Origin of the sequence: Proteus vulgaris, assembly GCF_023100685.1 — a bacterium.
In the GTDB taxonomy this organism is placed as follows: domain Bacteria; phylum Pseudomonadota; class Gammaproteobacteria; order Enterobacterales; family Enterobacteriaceae; genus Proteus.
The window spans coordinates 1,529,758-1,550,900 of the sequence record NZ_CP090064.1 but is presented as its reverse complement, the minus strand read 5'-3'; the positions used below and the strand labels follow the sequence as shown (position 1 = coordinate 1,550,900).

The 21,143-nt window shown below is 30.4% G+C and carries 20 protein-coding genes; 9 read left to right on the top strand and 11 right to left on the bottom strand.

The window, feature by feature from the left end; all coding sequences use genetic code 11:
- Positions 1-9: 9 nt before the first annotated feature.
- The 4 genes from LW139_RS07390 (at position 10) to LW139_RS07375 (ending at position 2,192) form a co-directional block, all read left to right on the top strand.
- Entirely contained in the window at positions 10-189 is a 180-nt protein-coding gene (locus tag LW139_RS07390; protein ID WP_049199463.1) for a hypothetical protein, read from the top strand.
- Between the two features lie 28 nt (positions 190-217).
- Positions 218-388, top strand: a complete 171-nt coding sequence (locus LW139_RS07385; RefSeq protein ID WP_196563787.1) for a hypothetical protein — start codon at positions 218-220, stop codon at positions 386-388.
- 414 nt (positions 389-802) lie between these two features.
- Positions 803-1,015, top strand: coding sequence for a hypothetical protein (locus tag LW139_RS07380; protein WP_098943559.1), 213 nt, complete (start codon positions 803-805; stop codon positions 1,013-1,015).
- 1 nt (position 1,016) lies between these two features.
- Positions 1,017-2,192: a tyrosine-type recombinase/integrase gene (locus LW139_RS07375; RefSeq protein ID WP_247850941.1), complete on the top strand. Its 1,176-nt coding sequence runs from the start codon at positions 1,017-1,019 to the stop codon at positions 2,190-2,192.
- A gap of 216 nt (positions 2,193-2,408) precedes the next feature.
- Here LW139_RS07375 and LW139_RS07370 read toward each other — a convergent pair whose 3' ends face one another.
- The 3 genes from LW139_RS07370 to LW139_RS07360 all read right to left on the bottom strand — a co-directional run bounded on the left by LW139_RS07370 (position 2,409) and on the right by LW139_RS07360 (position 6,057).
- The gene (locus LW139_RS07370; protein WP_247850940.1) at positions 2,409-3,401 is read right to left on the bottom strand and encodes a hypothetical protein; all 993 of its coding nucleotides are present in this window, start codon (positions 3,399-3,401) and stop codon (positions 2,409-2,411) included.
- 1,836 nt (positions 3,402-5,237) lie between these two features.
- Positions 5,238-5,594 (bottom strand): MmcQ/YjbR family DNA-binding protein, encoded by a 357-nt coding sequence (locus LW139_RS07365; RefSeq protein ID WP_109408873.1) that lies wholly within the window; start codon positions 5,592-5,594, stop codon positions 5,238-5,240.
- Between the two features lie 283 nt (positions 5,595-5,877).
- Entirely contained in the window at positions 5,878-6,057 is a 180-nt protein-coding gene (locus LW139_RS07360; protein WP_247850939.1) for a hypothetical protein, read from the bottom strand.
- 158 nt (positions 6,058-6,215) lie between these two features.
- Here LW139_RS07360 and LW139_RS07355 point away from each other — a divergent pair, with 158 nt between their 5' ends.
- Entirely contained in the window at positions 6,216-6,734 is a 519-nt protein-coding gene (locus LW139_RS07355; RefSeq protein ID WP_247850938.1) for a DUF1543 domain-containing protein, read from the top strand.
- Between the two features lie 152 nt (positions 6,735-6,886).
- Here the strand turns inward: LW139_RS07355 and LW139_RS07350 are convergent, their stop codons facing one another.
- Complete coding sequence (locus LW139_RS07350) at positions 6,887-7,066, bottom strand: hypothetical protein (protein ID WP_109408870.1); 180 nt, start codon at positions 7,064-7,066, stop codon at positions 6,887-6,889.
- Positions 7,067-7,326: 260 nt separating this feature from the next.
- Entirely contained in the window at positions 7,327-8,262 is a 936-nt protein-coding gene (locus LW139_RS07345; protein ID WP_109408869.1) for a 5'-nucleotidase, read from the bottom strand.
- 767 nt (positions 8,263-9,029) lie between these two features.
- Between LW139_RS07345 and LW139_RS07340 the strand changes: the two genes are divergently transcribed.
- Positions 9,030-10,454, top strand: coding sequence for an SMI1/KNR4 family protein (locus LW139_RS07340; RefSeq protein ID WP_247850937.1), 1,425 nt, complete (start codon positions 9,030-9,032; stop codon positions 10,452-10,454).
- Between the two features lie 618 nt (positions 10,455-11,072).
- On the opposite strand, the gene LW139_RS07335 is transcribed toward LW139_RS07340, so the two are convergent.
- Positions 11,073-11,825 carry a class I SAM-dependent methyltransferase gene (locus LW139_RS07335; RefSeq protein ID WP_247850936.1) on the bottom strand — a complete coding sequence of 251 codons (753 nt, stop codon included), beginning with the start codon at positions 11,823-11,825 and terminating at the stop codon, positions 11,073-11,075.
- A 522-nt stretch (positions 11,826-12,347) separates the two neighbouring features.
- On the opposite strand from LW139_RS07335, the gene LW139_RS07330 reads away from it, so the two are divergent.
- A complete protein-coding gene (locus tag LW139_RS07330; protein WP_247850935.1) occupies positions 12,348-12,656 on the top strand; it encodes a hypothetical protein in 309 nt (102 codons plus the stop codon).
- 449 nt (positions 12,657-13,105) lie between these two features.
- Here the strand turns inward: LW139_RS07330 and lpxL are convergent, their stop codons facing one another.
- From lpxL to LW139_RS07310, 4 genes are all read right to left on the bottom strand, one after another.
- On the bottom strand, positions 13,106-14,035 hold the full coding sequence (lpxL, locus tag LW139_RS07325) for an LpxL/LpxP family Kdo(2)-lipid IV(A) lauroyl/palmitoleoyl acyltransferase (RefSeq protein WP_247850934.1): 930 nt from the start codon (positions 14,033-14,035) through the stop codon (positions 13,106-13,108).
- A 461-nt stretch (positions 14,036-14,496) separates the two neighbouring features.
- Complete coding sequence (gene cspE / locus LW139_RS07320; RefSeq protein ID WP_036937961.1) at positions 14,497-14,709, bottom strand: transcription antiterminator/RNA stability regulator CspE; 213 nt, start codon at positions 14,707-14,709, stop codon at positions 14,497-14,499.
- 421 nt (positions 14,710-15,130) lie between these two features.
- Positions 15,131-15,988: an alpha/beta fold hydrolase gene (locus LW139_RS07315; protein WP_247850933.1), complete on the bottom strand. Its 858-nt coding sequence runs from the start codon at positions 15,986-15,988 to the stop codon at positions 15,131-15,133.
- A 578-nt stretch (positions 15,989-16,566) separates the two neighbouring features.
- On the bottom strand, positions 16,567-16,899 hold the full coding sequence (locus LW139_RS07310; protein WP_166540135.1) for an MliC family protein: 333 nt from the start codon (positions 16,897-16,899) through the stop codon (positions 16,567-16,569).
- A gap of 376 nt (positions 16,900-17,275) precedes the next feature.
- On the opposite strand from LW139_RS07310, the gene LW139_RS07305 reads away from it, so the two are divergent.
- A complete protein-coding gene (locus tag LW139_RS07305) occupies positions 17,276-18,172 on the top strand; it encodes an AraC family transcriptional regulator (protein ID WP_227336679.1) in 897 nt (298 codons plus the stop codon).
- Positions 18,173-18,245: 73 nt separating this feature from the next.
- Here the strand turns inward: LW139_RS07305 and LW139_RS07300 are convergent, their stop codons facing one another.
- Positions 18,246-19,742 (bottom strand): C69 family dipeptidase, encoded by a 1,497-nt coding sequence (locus LW139_RS07300; protein ID WP_166540133.1) that lies wholly within the window; start codon positions 19,740-19,742, stop codon positions 18,246-18,248.
- A gap of 441 nt (positions 19,743-20,183) precedes the next feature.
- Between LW139_RS07300 and LW139_RS07295 the strand changes: the two genes are divergently transcribed.
- Positions 20,184-21,116: a LysR family transcriptional regulator gene (locus LW139_RS07295; protein ID WP_247850932.1), complete on the top strand. Its 933-nt coding sequence runs from the start codon at positions 20,184-20,186 to the stop codon at positions 21,114-21,116.
- The last annotated feature ends 27 nt before the right edge of the window (positions 21,117-21,143 follow it).

Genomic DNA, 21,143 nt, shown 5'->3' with positions numbered 1-21,143 from the left:
ATAAACGTTATGGCCATGAAGTTAGAAGTTGTCATTACTCATGATGAAACAACAAACAAATGCAGTATCGAATGGTCTACGGCATCAACAAAAAATGTCACAGAGCAAGAACAGCAAGCCCTTTCATCGATGCAAAAAGCGTTATTGCTACAACTGGGGCATCCTATAAATACAGCTATCATTCATTAGCGTGACATGTCACGAAGAGGCAAGACCAATGCTAAGACACTCTCAACAAAAAGACCAAGCCGTAAAGATCACATTACCTGATGGTACACATGGCTTTGTTTCAACAGATAGACGTTGCCATGTTTCATACGACTTTCCAGCACACGTCAAAATTGAACTTCAACCCTCTCCCGTTGAGCAACAAAGGAGTGAACAATAATGTTTGGTTTATTCCTTTTGATATGCAGTTCAGTGAATTGTCAGTTCGAGCCCTACGGTTATATTTATCCCAATGAACAAAATTGTTTAATTGATAAGGAATTACTCGCGACCAAAGGGAAAATTGCAGAGTGCTATCCAGTAGAAGGAATTATTCGGGTAAAAAGTTGATTAAGCATAATCAGTTTTTACTTTTCGTTGTTATTAGCATGGTGGTTTATTCAAGACCAATGGGTAACCACCATGAAATTATTAACACCTTGGAAACCAGGGAACCAATTATTAACAAGTTTTGATATTAAATTAGGTCGGTTAGCGTTCAGTGTAAGAAATAGACCATGCACTGACGCTGAAATCAAACACTCCTGTGATACAGCAGACCGACTTATTTTATTAATGATGAGGCAAGACCAAAATGAGCGGAAAACTGATGAAAGCTAGTGCGTGGGCTAAACGAGAATTTGAAATAGGTTCAATTCCAGATAATAGAACCATAAAAAAATGGGTAGAAACTGGCTTATTAAAAGGCAAAATCGTTGATTGTTCTGTTTGGGTACATTCATCAGAACGTTGGGGTATCGAGTCCGTTATTTCTTCATGTGTCGATGAGTTAATAAGGGCTTCGTGATATGGCCAGTAGACCAAGAAGAAAGGAATTTAGGCATTTACCTGACTTTCTATATTACGATTCATCTAAAAAACAATATCGCTTAACGCTAACTAACGGTATTCGCAAATGTATTGGTGCTGATAAAGCAAAAGCTATCGCAATAGCCAGAGAATACAACAATATTATGCGACCAGAAAAATGTGTTTCTGTTAACTCATTAATTATTGACTCGGGAGGGCAATATGGTGAAGCCCTTCCCTTCTCTGAGCATTTAGACAAATTATTTTCTCGGATCATCAATGATGAACAACCATCTAAAAGCACGTTGAATGACTGGACTAATGATCTAGAAAGAGTGAAATCCTTTTTTAAGGATATTCCATCAAATGAAATCTCACTCGAACACGTTAATGGATTTATTAATGAATACCATGCTGAAGCTTCTGGCAATGTACAAAATCGAAAAGTAGGTTTTTTAAAGAAGATTTTCAGTTATGCGGTAGATGAATCTCTTATGTTCGATAACCCAGCAGAACGTAAGAAAATGAAAAGAGTCGATGGTAAAAAACGTAGAAGACTGTCTTATGATGACTTTCTTAAAATTCGAGCATCCGCAGAGCCTTGGTTAAGAACAGCAATGGATCTCGCATTACAGACAACGCAAGCAAGGCTCGAAGTCTCACGAATAAAATACAATATCAAAGCACCTAAAGAAGGAATATGTGGGTGTGTTTGGTATGAGGAGCCTAAAAATGGAATATATGGAATGATCTATATCCATAGGCAGAAAGTACAATACAAAGAAGCGTCTCACGTTGCTATTCCTATCGGAAAGGCATTAAAAGAAATCATTGATAATAGCCGTGACAATGTGGCAAGCCCTTATATTGTGCATAGACTACCTACTCGTATCCCAAATAAGGTAAGTAAAGAAGTTAATCATCCAACACAAGTTGCACCTGATTACCTTAGCCGTGCATTTTCAGCGTTACGTGATCGAGTGGGCGTTGCCAGTCATTTACCTTTAGATGAAAGACCAACCTTTCATGAGATAAGAGCATTGGCGGCCTTTATGTTTAAACAACGTGGTTTTGATCCACAAGCTCGAATGGCTCATAGTGATGCAGAGTCAACCAAGATTTATACAGAAGACCATGTACAATGGGTTGAAGTGCCACATTGTGAAATAGCTTAAGTTGTATTATCTCATATTTTGTCTGACACTGCTGTGATACAAAACCTGTGCTAGGTTAATAGACTTTTTGTATCACAATCAACTATTGTTTATCAAACATAGTCGTCTTAATCCTAAAATAATAGGCAGTTAAAATAAGTAAATAACTATATTAAGATGGTATGGATAAACAATCTAAATTACAGTTTCAAAAATATGGTTACCTTCTTTAGAAATTCATGGGGTCACATTTTTAATTAATTCTTCATAAGCAATCTGAATTTTTTCTTTATTTTCTTCATTATTATCAAGTATCAAATTAGTAATCTGACCATAATTAGATCTTATATCATTTGGTTTAAAAATATACGGCCTTTCTATCACTGTTACTGCATGCCCATATAACTCCAACCAGATACCAGTATATTTTCCTTTTTTCCCTTGTATAAGGTTAATATCTTCATAGCCCCTCATACGCAAGTATTTGTCTAAGACTATACACCAATTTTTATTCGTTTCATCCTCAGAAAGCTCAAATCCATCAGGAATGACACTCCAGTTTAACTTATTCAACGCTATCCTGAATTCTTCAATTTCATTAAGTAAAAATTTAGGTTGTAATTCTAAATCTATACGATATTTGTCAATGTGATCATAGGCTTCTCGTAAACTTTTAATTCCTCTTAGTGGTTCATCTTTATCATCAACTAAACGAGAAAAATAATATTCTTGAGCTAACTGACATTCATCTTTAAGATCTGTATTTATGACTTCTATTATGGTAGAGCAAAGGGCACTAAGGAAAAATATTTCAGCAATTGAATTAGGACAATCTGGATTTCTAGTATAATCACTTAATAGAATAATACTTTCCTTCTTTTTTTCATGTCTAAAATTGTGAGCTGCTAAGGCATTTCTATAAGTTCTTAAACCTTTTATTTCTTCTATTCTGTCTATGGCTGGCTTAACTTTTTTACATATATTAAGTACTTTTTCATTGCTTTTAGCAAAAGATCTGAAAACTCTGAACTCATCTAAAAAAGAACATACATCAATAATTTGTTTTAAAAATAAAGACTGTTTGAGATCTTCATTAAAATAATTTAATTCTTTGCATTTTTTGCCATATTTTTTTGTAATCTCAACAGAGTACTCTATCAAATACTGGTCACGCTCGAATTTTCCTTTAAAAAACTCAAAGGCCATTAAACTGCTGTAAAAATTTTCCATATTATATTGCCGTTTGATTAGATTGAATTTAACTAAATAAACTACGTGTTTTATTTAATAACATCATTACCTTTATTTATAATCATCTCATTTTTATTGCTACTCATTATTTTCCATAAGGTTAATTTAATTACAATGGTTACAAAAAAAATTGTCCCCTTCATCACTCACACCAAACAGTTAGATTTAGCTATATTCTATCTACGAAAACTCTAAGCTCAAGCCTAAGAAGCAAATATATAATTATAGTGGTAAAACTCCCCTTAACTCATTGATTCTTATAATGCACATTTTGTATATTTGGCACTGTATGTAATTACATATAAAACCATCATTTACATTTATAATCAATGTATTAGGTAATTTAAAATCGGTTTCATGGGGTGTCGGGGGTCGTAGGTTCAAATCCTATCATGCCGACCAAAATTCTTTAGAAAAACCAACCACTTAAGGTTGGTTTTTTTATGTCTGAAATTTGCTTGGTGTAAAACTGGTGTAAAACTGGTGTAAAACCCCCATCAGATTTACCCTAGTTAAAGCTCAATTCTCGCCCTGTTTCTATGCTATAATTTCGCTTAAATCATTAACTAAATTTATGTAATAAAGATTTTGCTGGCGAACTAAAAAAATGAAATTAAATGGCCGATATGATTATTTAAGAGAAAAAACCAGAAACGCTTGATGCGTAATATAAAAAGCTTTTATTGGTTAAAGAAGTAATATCTTTTTTATTGTGCTAATCAAACCATAAGCTCCATAAAATAATACAGGCAATAATATGAAAAAATAATCTGCATACTTAGCGTTATCACATTAAGTATATTTTTGAATAGTCGTATATTCTTCTCGTTGGATAAATCAAATACGGCCTCATATAAAATAAACCCGCTTAGTTAGCAAAAACCACTTCACTGTATCGAAGATCTAATAAAACTAAATGCGGTAAATAATAATGCTCACTGTAACCGACTAAGTGATATAATCACTCAGCTATCATTAACGATATCTAATTGATATCCTGTTATTTTTATAATGGATAGAAATATGAATAACAAAAAAGAAAACAAAAAGTTGTTAACATTTATATCTCCATTATTATCTTTGACGATATCACTCTATCTGAGCATATCTACATTTAGCTATAATAATATTATTTGGCTAGTTACTTCTTCTGTTATTTTTTATCGGTATTGTTGTATTTGTATCTTCTTTAGAAATTTCTATAAAAGTTATTTATTTTAAACAACTATCTTTTTTATATACTAATAAATTTGTTATTTTAATCTTTACTTCAATGAGTTTTATAGCAACCACCATAGTGTTGACAATTATATTCCATGAAGAAAATGTACCCTATAATTTTTTTAATAGTGTGGAATTTGTTGCTTTTCTTATTGCTTATTTTTCTTTTCTCTGAATATCTATTTTTGTTTCTTACGTATATTGTATGATTAATAATAACAAAAAATTCTTTTTACTTTCTCTGTTTTTGTTATTGATAATGTTGAATTTTAAAAAAAATGATATTAATTTTTTAATATTTAATTCACTTATTTTCTTTATTATATTCTTGGGGGCAGTAACTATTATTATGATAAGAAAGGCTTTTTCTAATCATGATTAAATCATGATTCTCCAACAAGCTATCATTATATACTCACCGATTTTTACATTCTCAGAAGCTTGCTCAGATAGAAAATGTAAGCACATTTGAAATAACTAACGTTAGATGAAAATCAGAAAAGAGGTATATGATAGAAGATATGACAATAGCTTAACTCATATTGTTAGAAAGTGTTTAAAAGTTGAGTAAGCTATATTAATAAAATTATTAATTTATTGTGTTAAATTATAGCTTTCAGCAATCAAAGATTTTAACTCGCTATCATCAAATTCAGATGAGAGGCTAATAGAAACCCAATGCTCTTTATTCATATGGTAAGCTGGATACACTCCTTTTTTCAATCGTAATGATCCCGTTAAATTTGGCATAACTTTTAAATTTATGATATCGACTATATCGCTACTACCATTATCAAATAATTTGCTTTCTAGAACATCCATTATAGCTGCGAACCACTTCGAATTACTATTATGCCTAAAAACTATATAATTAGGATATTTAATCCATAAATACTCAGGCTCTACATTATAGTTTTCTTTAATATAATTAATTAATTCTTTTCTATTCATTACAGCCTCATCTCATAGATTATCTGAATATAAATATAGCTCCGTATGCCTTAATATCCCATTACTTTTTTTCTTTTTTATCGGTCATCTACCCTATACTCTCTTTTATTTTTACTATTTTTATAGAATTATTATTCAATACCCTCAATTACAATAATAATGCATACCTTACTTTTATACAGGAAATTTGAAAAAACTTCTGATTAATATTGCCATATTTTATATTTTTGTATATAAAAAGGCCACTTAGGTGGCCCAAGAAGTAATCATTTATTTTAACAGATTAAAAATTTCCTTTACTACGTTGTTGCTCAATATAAATATTCTGATTAGTCTTAATACTATTTAATGTGCTATCAGAATATGGATCTTCTTTATGACTTTTACTTTCTTGAGATTCTATTGCTCCCGTTGATGAACAAGCAGAAATAAAAAAAACACTCAAAAACATAAGTAATCTCATATCTACCCCAAATAATATTTTAAATTAATAGCAAATGCTTAGAGTAAAAATGAATAATTTAGTTCATAAAATCAATCATCTTCATTTTTTACACTTGCTCTCAACATGGTTATATAATAAATTATATATCGATAAAAACACAAAAAATGGAAGCAATAATGAAATTGTTTATGTTCTATGTTGGTGGCAATGCGGGTAAGTCAAATATCGAAGTTCACGATATTCAATTTGTTGCAGCAGAAAAGCCTATAGATGCTTGGCCTGCATTAAGAGATGCATGGTTTGGTGACAAAGATAAAGTACATATTGATGGTTATACTGAAATCACTTGGGTTGATGGATTTGATATTAACCTCAGTCTTAGCAATAAGACTAGCAACAATAACAATAAGTTATACTTTGTTAATGTAGGTGGTTATCATCCATCAAGCCTAGCTGAACTACACGAATTTGATTTATTTGTTGCACAATCAGCAAATGAGGCTAAAGAAAAAGCCATCACAACGCTTTTAGTCGATAGCCAGCAACAACATAAAGATAATTTAAAAGATGTTGATGATTGCATTTTATTAAGCAAAATCGGTGATTACTACATTCACCTAATACCAAATAATTCAGGTGAACATTTCAAACCTTTATGGCAAGGTTATCAACCGATTGGTATTGAGAAAAGTTAATAATGATTTTTACTGCGCTACAAATTTTGAGCGTAGTAATTTTCTCGAATTATGCAATCATCAACTCATTTTTAAATATCAATTAACCACATATTAAATAATATTGATATTTTTATTTAAAATGACTTTATATTAATTGCTTATTGCTTTTATTATTTAAAATTCATTAACTTTTTAAAATAAAACCCTTTTTTAGTTTTGGGGAATTTATTTCCATTATATATTTTTCGTTCATAATCTCGGCCCGCATAGCGATTATCACCATAAAATTGACCATATAATGCAGTTTTAGGGCATACATCATCAGAAAAAAATCTATGATTATTATCCATTTCAATTTTCCTTATTTAATTTAAATTAGTTAGATACCTCTTAATATAAAATATCTATAAATCGTTATTAATTTATAATATATATAAATCATCCAACACCATACTACTTCTATAAAAATAGATCCAATTTTACACTTATTTTTATTTAGAAAAAATAAATAAAACAATATAAATAGAATATTTCAAATAAAGGCCACATTAGACAAAATAAAAAAATAGGGTATGATATAAATATCACACACCTTTTTTACTATAATAAATTATTTATTATCTATCTCTTTGTTCGCTATCCCAAATGGGATATGTACAGAAGGAAGCTCAGACGAGGATTTTAAATGTAATTTTTGATCATCAAAGAATATATGTGGTTTTAAAATCTTTAACACATTCGCCTTCTCTACTCCTCCCATAAAAAAGGCTTCATTAACAGAAATTCCCCACGCTCTCATGGTATTAATAACTCGCTTATGAGACGGCGCATTTCGTGCAGTAACAATGGAAATCTTAAGTAATGGAACATAACTAGGATCTTGCTTTACTTTTTCTAATTCTAGTTTTTGAATATCTGAAATACGCAGTAGAAATTTCTTTAACGGCCCTGGGTTATGAGGAGTATCAACCATTTTGGCTTCATGAAGATGAAATTGTGATAATTCTCCCGATGTTTTGTAAATAACCTCGGCCTCATCATCAGCGATAACGCCATCAAAGTCGAAAGCAATTCTTAACTCATCTGCATTATCATCATTAATATGGCCTGCTAATATTTGTCCTGCGGGATAATTAGCTTTAATTGCTTGTATAACATCATCATGATCTGCTGATAAAAATAATTCAATATCAAAGGCTGGAATATAAATATGAGGTGATTTTCCTTGAAGAAACACAGCCCTGGTGATCCCTAGCTCATAATGCTCAATAGAATTCATCACTCTTAATCCTGTATCAGGATCATTTCTAGATAATAAAATGACTTCAACCAAGGGATCATCAATCCTGATATTATTTAGTTTTAAAAGTCGGCTAATAAACGGAAATGCAACACCTTTATTTAATGGAATATCTTGCATTTCTCGCTGATATTTTCGATAAGACTCCTCACCTTCAGTACGAAATATATTATCTGACTCTTCTAAATCAAATAGCGCACTAGAAGATAGCCCTATGACTAATCTTTTTGTTAAATCATATGCCATAGCGTCAATTCCTTATTAGAGCTTTTTATTATTTATACTATCATTTTTTTAATAGCCCTGAGATAAGAAAATCGGCACATAAAGTATGAATATGGCAATGTCACAATCTTACCAAGAATTTATTCTCTCCCTAAACACATAAATGATATTGATTATCATTTGCATTTGAGTATTATCACTATTATGCTAGTGGTTATTACAAGTAAGGAGAAGGCTCATGGTTAAAAAAACAATACATTTACGATCTCGACACGCTAAGGATTTAATCAATAAAATAAAAAAAATGAAAAGCATTGAAAATACGATAAATACCAAGTCAGAAAAAAGTGATCTCATTGTTATAATTGACAAATTACCAACTTTAGTTTCTATCAACTAAATTATTTTGTTGGTTTTTTAGTGTGAATAAATAGTGACCATAATCTTATTGGGGTTGACATATTAAATGATAATGATTATCTTTTAGCTTGTGAATAGTTGAGTATTTTACTTGGTTTTTCACAACGACATTGCTCACATTGCTTCTAGTATTTATTGACCAACTCTCCTAGCGTTGGTCTTTTTTTTACCTATCGTATATTTATTCTTATTGCACAATAAATAAAAAAACTATTACCTAAAAATACTATTTTAGTATTAACTATAAAATAGTTTATAGTGTAACTTCAGTAAGAAAATCATTTTATATTTGGTTTTCTATCCACCATAACGGATTGTTAAACAAACATTTTAGATTTAAACCATATCATCAATAGGGACTTTAATTTATGGGTTTTATTTCATCTCTCTTTGAAAAAGAGAACAAATTGACACCGTTACAGCAATGGGAACAAATAAATAAGAAATATGCAGATAATCCTATTGAGCGTATCCGTGAAAAATTAATACTTGTTGCGATTGTTGATCACGAGCACAAAGAATTTGGCGCTAATAGCCATAACTATCAATTAAACCCACCACTCACTATAGAAAAAGCTGATCAGTTACAAAAAAAAGCTGGATGTAAATTTCCACAGGACTATATCAACTTTATCACTCGAATTGGTCATGGTGGTACAGGTTCTTATGGTGGTGCAGGCCCTTATTATGGGCTCTACGCTTTTGATGACGCGATAGCTAGACATGATATAAAAAACTATGCACTACCCTGCTTACTTAGCCCTAATATGGATATTGAGGAATGGAAAGCATTATGTCATGTACCTGATGATTGTAGTGATGAAGAATTTGATAATATTTACGATAGACTCCACCAAGGTACACTCTATTTAGGAACCTGTGGTTGTGAATACGATCTTTTATTAGTGTTGAATGGTGATTATAAAGGTCATATTTTATATACATCTGATTGGGTAAATTCAGATACTCCCTACACATTTTCTTATGAGACATCATTTACACAATGGTATGAACGTTGGTTAGATGAAGTTATTTTAGGCTATGACACAAGTTGGTTTGGTCATCGTATGGGAGGTAATGAAGAAATTTTAGTTTGTCTTGCCAACGATAATGATGATATTACTAAAAAAGTCAATGCTATCAACTCATTAACAAAACTACCTGAATTATCAAATAGGAGTCTGTATTTTTTAGAGCAGCAACTACGAGCCGAAAATATTGAGTTATATAAAGCATCTTTAAATGTCTTAGCAACTTATTTTAAAAAACACGCTTTACCTCATATTCAACGAGCACTAATTGCTCCATATGATGAAAAAACAGATATTGCTATTTCTATTATTTACTTCAAGTATAAAGACCAGTATGCACAGTTTAAAGAAAGTCTTATTTCTATTCTTAAAGTAACCAATCACGAAGATACATTGCGTTTTATCGGCTACATTTTAACAGAACTAAATACTATTTTTGTTGAGGACTTTCAACCTTTCTTTACTCATCAAAATGTAGAAATCATAAGAAGTGCTATTTATGCAGCCTCTCATGATGCTAATTTAAAACATAAAATTTCAGCATTTTTTGAACTAACTATCTCTGATAACGCAGAAATAAGCTTAAGCGCAATTCAGGCATTATCTAGTTCAAATTATATCAATAGTGAGCTATTGGATTATTTAAAAAAAGCTTGGAAAATGTACCCTGAAGAAAAAAATCCTTATATTCGTAATAATATCTCTTCTTATATCGCAAAGGTATATCCATCAAACAATATGATTGATGTAAAACAATGGTAGTTAATGGATAGACACCCTATTATCTTCTTGTATCTATTCTAATCAGGTAATAATCAATTATTGTCATTGCCTGATTTTTACCCAATATAATTATAAATACGTATTTTTGTTGTTCTAAAAATTAAGAAATTTATCAATACTCTCAGATAAATGTATATAAATTTTATTGTTAAATTAACATGATTATTAGTTATATGCTCCAATCCAATGTTCCCAATAAATTAAAAATCAATTAAAAACAATTGATTACATTATAAAAACATCAAGTAACTATGATTTTTTCAAGAAATACTTTTAATATCACACTTATTTTAATTATTTTTTTTAAAAGTTTGTTACAGATTGATATCTTTTTTTCCCTTACTATTGGTTTCAGTATTTCATCACTGATAGATATTTAATTTTCCCCCGCCTAGTGCGGGGATTTTTTTATCTTAAGAACTCACTTTAATACTGACAAATAAAATCACTATTTCTTTCAAATTTAATGTTCTCTTGTCTTCTTTTTTCATTCATAGCAAAGACAACATTTGATCTTTTCAAAAAAGCAGAAAAACTACTAATGACATTAAAAAGGCCATAATGTTATGGCCTTATTGTCAATATCCTATTTGCTTTTTATTTATAAGCTTCAAAAGTAATAATTTCTGTTTCGTTATTTGGTTCGCATAAGTATTGATAATCTCCAGAAATTGTTATTTTTTCAAAGCCAATAGATTCAAGGAGCCGTCTAAATTCATACACACCAAACCATTTCAATTTAAACACTTCCCATTCACTTTCAATTATTTTCCCATTTCTCCATTTATCATAACGGTGATGAGATACTGTTAATTGATTAATATAATCTATTTCGGCATTTACTATCTGTAAGGTAATTAAATCCCCTTCCGGCGTTTCGAATTGTCGACTAGAACATTGTCCTTTAGTAAAGGTATGCGCCAAACTAATGTCAATTAGCAAACGTCCACCTGGATTTAATGCGTTATAACATTGTTGAAGTGACTGTAGTGCTTTTGTTTCGCTATCTAACAATAAGAAAGTTCCTGTCGGAATAATTATTGCATCAACGCGTGTCTCAACTTGGAATGTCAACAAATTATCTTTAGTCACTTTATCTTGAGAATATCCATTACTTCTTAAATTTTCCATACAGAAATAAAGCATCTCATCTGAAAGATCAAACCCTTCTACATTAAATCCAGCCTTTAATAAAGGGATTAAAATACGCCCAGTTCCCACAGCAGGTTCTAAAATTTTACCATTAACATCCTTAAGACGTTCTTGATAATATTCTACGTCACCAAAACTACATCCTATAGGTTTATCTATTTGGTAAACTTGGGCTGATAACGAATGATAACTCTGCATAAATATTCTATTCTCTTTTTATTATTTATTTTTAATGATAATAAAGTGATAAATTAAAATATCAATACTCAACTAAATAGAAATCATCAAGTAAAGATATAATTTTTACTTTTATAGTAACTTTGTGGAAATATTTTGACAAATTTATTGTCATCTTGAAATAGCTTAAATTATTAATTTTTTGTTTTGACAACAAAATGTATCATAAAAAAATTAAGTAACATAACTTATGTTAAATAAAGTTAACTTATTAATGAAAATAAAGATAATTTTATCAAGTTAATATTATTCAAATGGTTACGTAAGCCATTTCTAATTTTAATTATTATTCTATTATTGAAGCATTCAAAAATTCATTCATAAATATTTATATAGTTGTCATTAACCATCAAATTTTTTTACAGATTGATATATTTTTTTTCTTTAATATTCCTTCCATCATTCAGAACGAAAAACACAGATCTTTCACAAAAGAGATCAATTACTAAATTTGACCAATAAAATAATATTAAGGAATATAAAATGAAAAAGAATCTTATTATCGTAGCTTGTTTAACACTTTTATTATCAGCTCCCACCCTTGCAAATAATAAGGTTATTGGTTCAGGAACAATTACCTTTACAGGCTCTATAGTAGAAGGTAATTGTATGATTGATTCTATCGGAAATATATTTAAAACAAACTGCTGGAATGGTGTTGAAATGGAAGAAATACAGCATAAAATTGAACCAAATGAAATGTTCAATGCTAAATTAAATGAAAATAAAGGATCAATGAATATAAATTGGATTGGTGAAAATTTAGCCATAATGGATATAATATATAATTAAATTTAATTTAATTTTTTATCTAATCCTATATTTTAAATAGATATTAATCTCTGTATATTTTGGATAAATTATTTATTATTAAATAATGAGTATATATTTTTCGAGCATTAGAAGTTATTACTATATTTATATAAATGGTATTTTTCTATTATGGTCATAATATATTAAGCAGGTATAGTTAACTTATATATCTGCTAACTCTATTCTTTTTCTTATCTTCTTTTTCTTACCTTTTTATTTTCCATTCTATCCCTTTTGTTTGCATTTTCATTAATCCATACAAACGTAAGGGTTGACAAGTCAATTGATAATGATTATCTTTTAACTCGTGAATAGTTGAGTGTTTTACTCAACTTTTTACAACGACATTGCTCACATTGCTTCCAGTATTTACTGTGACCAACACATTATGTGTTGGTCTTTTTTTTATTTACTCATTTATACATAGACTAGTGATAGAAACTCTTTTCACCTGCTGGTCGTGTTTTAAATCGTCTATGGGCCCATAAGTATTGTTCTGGTGCCCTCATGATTTCTGTTTCAATCAACTTATTCATTCTATCTGTATCGTTTTGAATATTCTCGCTAGGGTAATTAACCAACTCTTCACCAATAATCAAACTGTATTGTTTACCTTCTTTATTTTCGTTTCTAACCAGCGTTACAGTCAAAGAAGGTGCTCCTGATAATTTGGCTAATATTGCAACGCCTTTTGAAGTTGATGTTTTTTCGACACAAAAGAAAGGTGAAAAAGTGGTTCCTTTCAAACCAAAATCCTGATCAGGAGCAAACCAAATTGCCTTTCCTTTTTTTAACTCCATAACCATAAATTTTAAATTACGTCTATCTATCATCCCTTTATCAGAACGACATCTCGCTTTAGTTTGGATATATTCCATCGCTTTATTGTTATGCGGTCTATACATGGCATTAACTGGAAAGCAAAGCCCCATAATACGCCCCCCCAACTCTAGCGACATTGAATGTATACCGATTAATAAAATCCCTGCATTTTTCTCATTAGCATTTGTGAAATTGGATATTCCCTGCACTTCAAAAAGGTTTTTTAATCGGCGATCACTCCAAAACCAAGCCATTCCTGTTTCAAATAAAGCCACACCAAGTGAAGATAAATTATCCATGACGAGTTTATTTATTTCATGTTGATCTTTATCAGGAAAACATAGCTCTAAATTTCGCTTTATTATAGAAACTCTTCTTTTTACAAAAAAACGAGATAATAACCCTAAACGTTTACCCAAGAAAAGTAACCAAGAATAAGGTAGTTGTACTAATAGAAAAAGAATAAAAACACCAAACCAAGTTAAAAAATATTTTGGGTGTAACAGATGCAATGAAAAAAAATTTTTAGCGTACACTAGTTTGTCCTTTGAGAACTAAAAGCTTTTAAGCCACATTGAATTAGACAGCATTTTTTTTAGATAAGTCATTAAATATTAATTTTATATTTTTCTTTAAATTATTTTTTATGATTTATCTGATATCTTTCTATTCTAATGAAGTTTTTTTCTTTCTTTTCATTGAGAAAGCAATATCTTACTATCTTTATTTCAGCATTATAAGAATTTTATTATTATTTAAACTATTTTCTTTGCTAATAAAGTTAATCATTAAAGCAAATTTTTTATAATTAAAATTATTTATTTTAAATATTTACATAAACTTAATAAGATTGTTTTAAATCTATATTACTATATAAAAATTAAAACAAAATAATGAGGTTTTTAATACAAAAAAACCTCACCGAGGTGAGGTTTTTATTGGCCTTATCAGTATTAATACTGCATTAAGCAATATTTACTGCAATAATGACTCAATATTACAGAGCGATTACGTTCGCTGCTGCTGGACCTTTAGCGCCATTTTCGATAGAAAATGAAACTTCTTGGCCTTCTTTTAGAGATTTGAAGCTTTCGCTTTGGATAGCTGAAAAGTGTACGAATACGTCTTTGCTACCATCTTTAGGAGTGATAAAACCGAAGCCTTTATCATCGTTAAACCATTTTACTGTACCAGTCATTGTATTAGACATAAGATTTCCTTTAATTAATTATTTTGCCATAAGGCATTGTTTGCGGTTTGATTTCGGATTTTACTTATGGTCACTATTTGAAGGAATTCGCAACGAAGAGGTATCATGGATAACGCTAAACGGTGAACTACTTAAAACTGCACTAACATAAATAGGTCTGTACTTCCAAACCAGTGGCGCTATTAAGTCATATAATTCGGTTTATAGCAAATTATTTTCAAATTTATTTTTAAAAAAATGTCAAAACGACAATTTAGAAAATAATTATAATATAAGAATAATTATCCACCCAATCAAAGTCCATATTTATATTTGTATTTTTCAGTAGTTCTGAAGTAAATCGATTAAATATAACTTAAAACAGTAGATACTGTTTTTTTAAAAAACAATATCTACTCCATCAATAATATAGTATTTAGTTTTAGTCAATTAATGCTAATAAAATATCTTCAGTTTTTGTCCACAGAAGTGATCCACCTTCTTCTGGCCATAAATGTCGTTGTGCATTAGGAAAACGTTGAAACAACAATGATCCAAAATCAGGAGAATGAACGGTACTCGTATCTTTCATACCATACCATAATGTTGTTGGCGTTTTTATGTCTTCAGGTGAAAAACCCCATGGCCGCATAGCAATAAGAAGATCTTGAGTATATCCCTCATTACCTTGTTTAAAAGCTTCTGTCATACATTCTTGATAAACTGGAAGAAAATCTATCGATTGATAAACAGCTAAATCAACATCTGCACTGTAATTTAAAATAAAATTCATTAACCAATTAGCTGATATATTTTGCTTAATCCAAGAAGCTAATACATCAGGAGCACTAACCGCCTGCTGTTGCATATTAGCAACTTCTTCTGTGAGTTGATTTCGTGTATCAGGATAATCAAATTGATCTTGTCCCGCGACAACAACTAATTTGTCTACATGACAATAAAAACAAAGTGCCATAGCAAATACAGCCCCTTGAGAAAATCCCATTACATCAAAGTTTTTAATATTAAGATGTTCGAGTAAAAATAAAATATCTTGAGAAAAAGATTTTAGCGTTTTATGAGGATCGAACGTTGAATCACCTAATCCTGGACGAGTTGGAGTAATTAAACGGATATTAAGCTTATTTAGATATTCAACATCCAAACCTAATAGACCACTCATTCCTGCACCAGTACAAAATACTACTGGTTTACCTTGTTCTGGTCCAGACTCATACCACGCTAGAATTCTATTATCAGGTAACACTACATTATATTTTCTTGAGTTTTTAACTTTCATTAGATTTATTCTCTTATTAATTTTTTAATATCACAACATCCACCATATTAAATAGTGGTGTATTATTTTCTAAATTTAACTTTTAAGAACTAATATGAGACTAGCTAAGGATAAGATTTCATATAAACTCACAATAAATTTTCTAGTAGTATTAATGATAAAAAATGAATAATCTTTATGTTTATTTTAAACAGTATAACTAAAATGTACCCATTCGTTAAGTGCTTATTGGTACTGTTATCACTGCTTAAGTACAATATCGCAATGGGTTCACCTCTTCAGGATGATTGTAAACACGTTAATTTAATTCAATAATTTCTCTCTATTATTTATTAAATATAAAAAATAGTTTATTTTTTCTTTTTTAAATTAACAGTAAAAGCACCGATATATTTAATATCACTTAAATTATTATAGTTATATAAATATATTTATGATCTTTTCATTTTTAAAAACCACTAAATTGATAATAAATATATTAAATCTCATTGTATAGTATGGGAGTGTTTTATATTAAACCTGATTATTTAAATAAAAGGGAAGTTATACTTCCCTTTATTTTTAATGCTATAACGAAGCTATTTTACTAATTCACACGTACGCCCTTTATCTTCAGCGACACGTCCATTAATAGCATCATCTTCTGAAATGGTAGCAAGGTTAAATTCATCTTGCCCTTTTCCCCATATTTGGAAATTTTCACCAACATAGCGTGCACCACTCGCAGCAACAGCCTCTTGTAAAACAATAATTTCATCGTTGTAGTACATAACAGCGAGCTGTTCATTCGGAAAAGAAACTCTAATTTTCTGACCTTCGCAATTATAAGTATCCGTTTTAGCGGCTAAAGCGGGGGCTGCCATTAACGATGATACTAAAGCAATAGCCGAAATAGAAAATAACTTATTCATCATATCTCCTAAAATAACCAATGAATTTCACTAATACAATAAAGCTAGGCACTTTCTTTTAAAGACAAAATAGGATACTTCCGTATTTGATGAAAACAAAAATATTTATCTTTATTTTAATAAAACCTTAATTTTAATAAAAACATCAATCATTGATTAATGACTTCAACAATTGTTTTTTTTATTTAAAATCAAATTTAATTCAAATAATTTGCAATACATAACTTTACATTAATACTCGCCTATTTTACTTTATTCAATGCAACTACCACTATACGATATGCTATTATCCTAGCACCTATATATTTATTGTAGTTCAATAAATTAAATCGATCTTATTGAAAAATATCGATAGAGAAAAATAATAGGAATATTCATGCTCCAAGAGAATGTTGTTAAAGATATCATTGTTTGGATCGAGCAGAATCTTGATTCACGTTTATCATTAGATATCGTTGCTGAAAAATCAGGCTATACAAAGTGGCACTTTCAGCGCTTATTTAAAGCATATACAGGAATATCTTTAGGAAAATACATACTCGCCCGACGTTTATCTTGTGGTGCTTATGCCTTACGTATAACACGTTGCAGTCTGCTAGATATTTCACTGAAATATCGGTTTGACTCCCAGCAAACCTTTTGTCGTGCATTTAAAAAACAATTTAATATCACCCCTTCTGAGTATAGAAAAAAACCAGGTTGGGATATTAGTGAGCTTATTTTTCCAGCACTAGAAACTGTTGAGCTAAGTGCCAAATATGAAGTCGTTACCTTCCCTTCTCTAAAATTAGCCGGCATGTCTCACCAGTATAACAAACCCATTTCAACGTGGAATTCAGACAAGAAAAAATTCAGAAAAGAGTTTTGGCGTAAATTTTTGAAAGATGTACATACAATACCGACTGAGTTATATGCAATGCACAGAGCATCTGCAAGCACATTAGATGACACCATGTACATTTATAACACCGCAGTTGATAAAGAAAAGCTATCAACGGCATCTAATGTCTCAGCAATGTCACAATTAGAATTACCCAGCGGTAATTACCTAGAAATTACTTTTCATATGGATGAAATTTTAGATTCATTAACGGGTTATGATGACATTATTTATACGGTATATACTAAAGTATTACCAAAAATGAATTTATTACGTAGACCTGGCCCTGATATTGAACGATATACACTAAAAGAGCCTGTGAGTTACGATAAATTACTTGATCAAAGTGGGCAATATTTGCAAAAAATTAGCTACTATATTCCTGTTATTTAATCGCCTATTATTAAAAAGATCCCAACAACTTGGGATCTTTTGTCTAGATTGTATTTAAAGCAACATTTCTCTATTAGTCTTTTTTAGACTTATTAGCAAAGAAAATATCATCTTGAATATCTTTTGTTTTTATAGTAAATAATTCATTTGTTAAATTTTCGGTCAATAACTCCGCACTCGCCATCACTCGTAAATTAAATTCATTTAACATTTTATCTGCACCCGCTTTATTGGTTTTAACCATAGCAAGATATTTAGCTTCCATTTCTTTTTGCTCTAGTGCTGTTTTTTCTTCCCATTCTTGGTAGGCTTTTTTTACTATTGGTGCAAGTTTTGGATAGTCTGTCATCACTAATGTTTGTAATTTACGATATTTCCAATAAATAGAATCGCTATCTGCTTTATTTGTACCTATTCCATAATGTTGAGGATAAGCTTTTAGTCCACTGTAATATGGAACAAATGCAGTTAAATCCGCCATCCCCAACCCAACATAAGTTATTTCACCTATTTCTTGAGGAAGCTCTGGACGAACTTGCATTACATGTGCTTCATAAGTTCTAAATACACTAATTGGGCGCCATGGCTCTTTACCATTTAATCCATTGGTATAAGGATCATGTTTGGTTCCTTCAAAGTGGTTACGCAACATAGTCTTCGCTTCTTCAATAGACACTTTTTTTTCTGGTGTTAATAAAGGGGCAAAATTGCGCCCATCATCAACTGCTTGCTTTAACGATGGATTAAATTGTTGCTGAATGATCCATACTCTAGGGTCATTGTAGGTACGATCTCGCTCATCATCACGGGTATACGCTTTAGAAAAGTTAAATGCTCCCTCTTTTTCAGGATTATAAAGCCCTTTTTCAATCGCAAATTCCACTAAATTTTTAGAGCCTAATATATCTTCACTGTTGATATCATAAGCTTGTAGTCTGCCTTGATTACCTGTCGCAAAATATTTGTCTTTAGGCAATCTTTGTGCAATCCAATGATGTCCTGTTCCTGTTTCTAAATACCAAAGTTCATTTTTATCAACAACAGCAACTCCAAATCCTTCTCCAGCCCCTTGTGTTTCAATAATACTTCCTAATAATTCGATTGCTTCACGCGCTGTTTTTGCTCTTGAAAGTAGCACATCAGGAATATCATCTTCAGTTATTCCTGTATCTTCAACATAAGGATCAAAAGAAAGTGCTTTGGGTGAAGCAAAAATAGACTCGGTGCCACTAACGCCAACCCCCAGCTCGTTAAACCCTGTTGCGCCATGTAGCTGTGTTTTCCAATTTGGAACAGTAGTATAACGTAATGCATTTTTTGGTAATGGGTACGTAAAGTTATTAGCGCCGTTGTGTTCTTTTGTACTGTAAGTTCCTATTTGATTTGATTTAGCAGGATGAATAACAAAATGTTGCGCTTTTAATGCATCGCTATCTGCGCTACGAGCAATAATTAAAGAGCCATCATTTGTTGCCTCACTTCCAGCTAATAATGTGGTACAGGCCAAAGCAGATGAAACTAATGCAATATTAATTGATAAGGCAATAATACCTTTTTTGAAAAAAGACATAAAACTCCCCATTTGCTTGTTATTTATAATTTGTATATCAATTAAATACCTTAAGAAATAAAAAACCAGATAGATAATTGGACGTAGAATATTAACAATGAAAAAGAGCCCATTACCGTGATTTATATCTCAATGGTCATTATATTTTGAAATAAAAAATTAATTAAATGTATCATATTAATATCAATGGGATTTATCTATGGACATATTTAAATATAAATAAGATAAAGTATTGTTATTAATTTCATTAGAAATGTAATCTAAGCTAATTTTATTTATAATAAGAGTTTATTATATTAAATATAATAATAATACATTAAATGCAATAGTAATCTGTGTTAATAAAAAAACACTAATGCTTCCTTCATAACTATTATTTAATAATTATCCTATTAACGGTATAATCGTATATAAGATAAACAGACTAAAGTAAAAAACACGATGGCAGTTAATATAAAAAGAACCTCTTGGTCAGGAGGGTGGGCTACATTGCGCGACCTTGAAATTATACAAACGGTGATCGACTATGGGAGTGTGACTAATGCTGCAGAGCAACTAGGTATTTCTCAACCCGCAGTAAGCCAAACATTAAATCAGATAGAAAAGCGTTGTGGTAAACAATTATTCACTCGTGAAAATAACAAACTTATACCTAACTCTGATGCACTATTACTCTACGAAGAAATCACCAACATAGCCGCATCTTTCAGTCGACTAAGCCATTTTCATCACCAAGAAAAAAAACGAAGTCTACGCGTTTTAGTTCCCCCAACACTAGCTTATGGATTTATAAATAAAATCACTGCTCTTTTTATTAAAAAACATCAAGTTAATGTTCATTTAGAAATATCTAGAAGTGAACAGTTATTGTCTTTAATTGCAAAAGAACAAGCCGATATTGCCATTACTGACAATATGACAATTAATAGTAATTATAATTTGACACAAATACCAATGAGAGAAACTCAAATTATTTGTGCTATGCCTAAATCGCATAAACTATGTACAAAAAATACGCTCACATTAGATGATTTACATGATCAACCTTTTATTGCATTAGTTAAAAGCAATATTGGCCGTACCGTTATTGACAGAATGCTTCATAAATCAAACTCTAAACCTAATATTATTGCTGAAGTCTCAGATCAAGAAACAGCAATAACATTTGTAAAAAATGAATTAGGAATAAGTTTAATTAATTCATTTCCTATTATTGAAACTGAAGGTGTTATTTATAAGAAAATTACGCCAACAATTAAGAGCAATATTTGTTTCTTTACATCGAAAAAAACAGAACATGAAACTCAACTCTATATTGAGTTTATCCAAGAGAATCAACCAAAAAACTCATTATTTTCAATATCCATTAAATAGTTATTAAGGTCTCATTCTATGCAACAT

Excerpts from the sequence above, each read along its gene's own strand:
- cspE (WP_036937961.1), bottom strand. The coding sequence starts at position 14,709 with ATGTCTAATACAATGACTGGTACAGTAAAATGGTTTAACGATGATAAA.
- LW139_RS07330 (WP_247850935.1), top strand. The coding sequence starts at position 12,348 with ATGAAAAAGAATCTTATTATCGTAGCTTGTTTAACACTTTTATTATCA.
- LW139_RS07345 (WP_109408869.1), bottom strand. The coding sequence starts at position 8,262 with ATGGCATATGATTTAACAAAAAGATTAGTCATAGGGCTATCTTCTAGT.
- LW139_RS07385 (WP_196563787.1), top strand. The coding sequence starts at position 218 with ATGCTAAGACACTCTCAACAAAAAGACCAAGCCGTAAAGATCACATTA.
- LW139_RS07350 (WP_109408870.1), bottom strand. The coding sequence starts at position 7,066 with ATGGATAATAATCATAGATTTTTTTCTGATGATGTATGCCCTAAAACT.
- LW139_RS07375 (WP_247850941.1), top strand. The coding sequence starts at position 1,017 with ATGGCCAGTAGACCAAGAAGAAAGGAATTTAGGCATTTACCTGACTTT.
- LW139_RS07355 (WP_247850938.1), top strand. The coding sequence starts at position 6,216 with ATGAAATTGTTTATGTTCTATGTTGGTGGCAATGCGGGTAAGTCAAAT.
- LW139_RS07315 (WP_247850933.1), bottom strand. The coding sequence starts at position 15,988 with ATGAAAGTTAAAAACTCAAGAAAATATAATGTAGTGTTACCTGATAAT.
- LW139_RS07365 (WP_109408873.1), bottom strand. The coding sequence starts at position 5,594 with ATGAATAGAAAAGAATTAATTAATTATATTAAAGAAAACTATAATGTA.
- LW139_RS07305 (WP_227336679.1), top strand. The coding sequence starts at position 17,276 with ATGCTCCAAGAGAATGTTGTTAAAGATATCATTGTTTGGATCGAGCAG.
- LW139_RS07370 (WP_247850940.1), bottom strand. The coding sequence starts at position 3,401 with ATGGAAAATTTTTACAGCAGTTTAATGGCCTTTGAGTTTTTTAAAGGA.
- LW139_RS07340 (WP_247850937.1), top strand. The coding sequence starts at position 9,030 with ATGGGTTTTATTTCATCTCTCTTTGAAAAAGAGAACAAATTGACACCG.
- LW139_RS07360 (WP_247850939.1), bottom strand. The coding sequence starts at position 6,057 with ATGAGATTACTTATGTTTTTGAGTGTTTTTTTTATTTCTGCTTGTTCA.
- LW139_RS07310 (WP_166540135.1), bottom strand. The coding sequence starts at position 16,899 with ATGAATAAGTTATTTTCTATTTCGGCTATTGCTTTAGTATCATCGTTA.
- LW139_RS07300 (WP_166540133.1), bottom strand. The coding sequence starts at position 19,742 with ATGTCTTTTTTCAAAAAAGGTATTATTGCCTTATCAATTAATATTGCA.
- LW139_RS07295 (WP_247850932.1), top strand. The coding sequence starts at position 20,184 with ATGGCAGTTAATATAAAAAGAACCTCTTGGTCAGGAGGGTGGGCTACA.
- LW139_RS07380 (WP_098943559.1), top strand. The coding sequence starts at position 803 with ATGAGCGGAAAACTGATGAAAGCTAGTGCGTGGGCTAAACGAGAATTT.
- LW139_RS07390 (WP_049199463.1), top strand. The coding sequence starts at position 10 with ATGGCCATGAAGTTAGAAGTTGTCATTACTCATGATGAAACAACAAAC.
- LW139_RS07335 (WP_247850936.1), bottom strand. The coding sequence starts at position 11,825 with ATGCAGAGTTATCATTCGTTATCAGCCCAAGTTTACCAAATAGATAAA.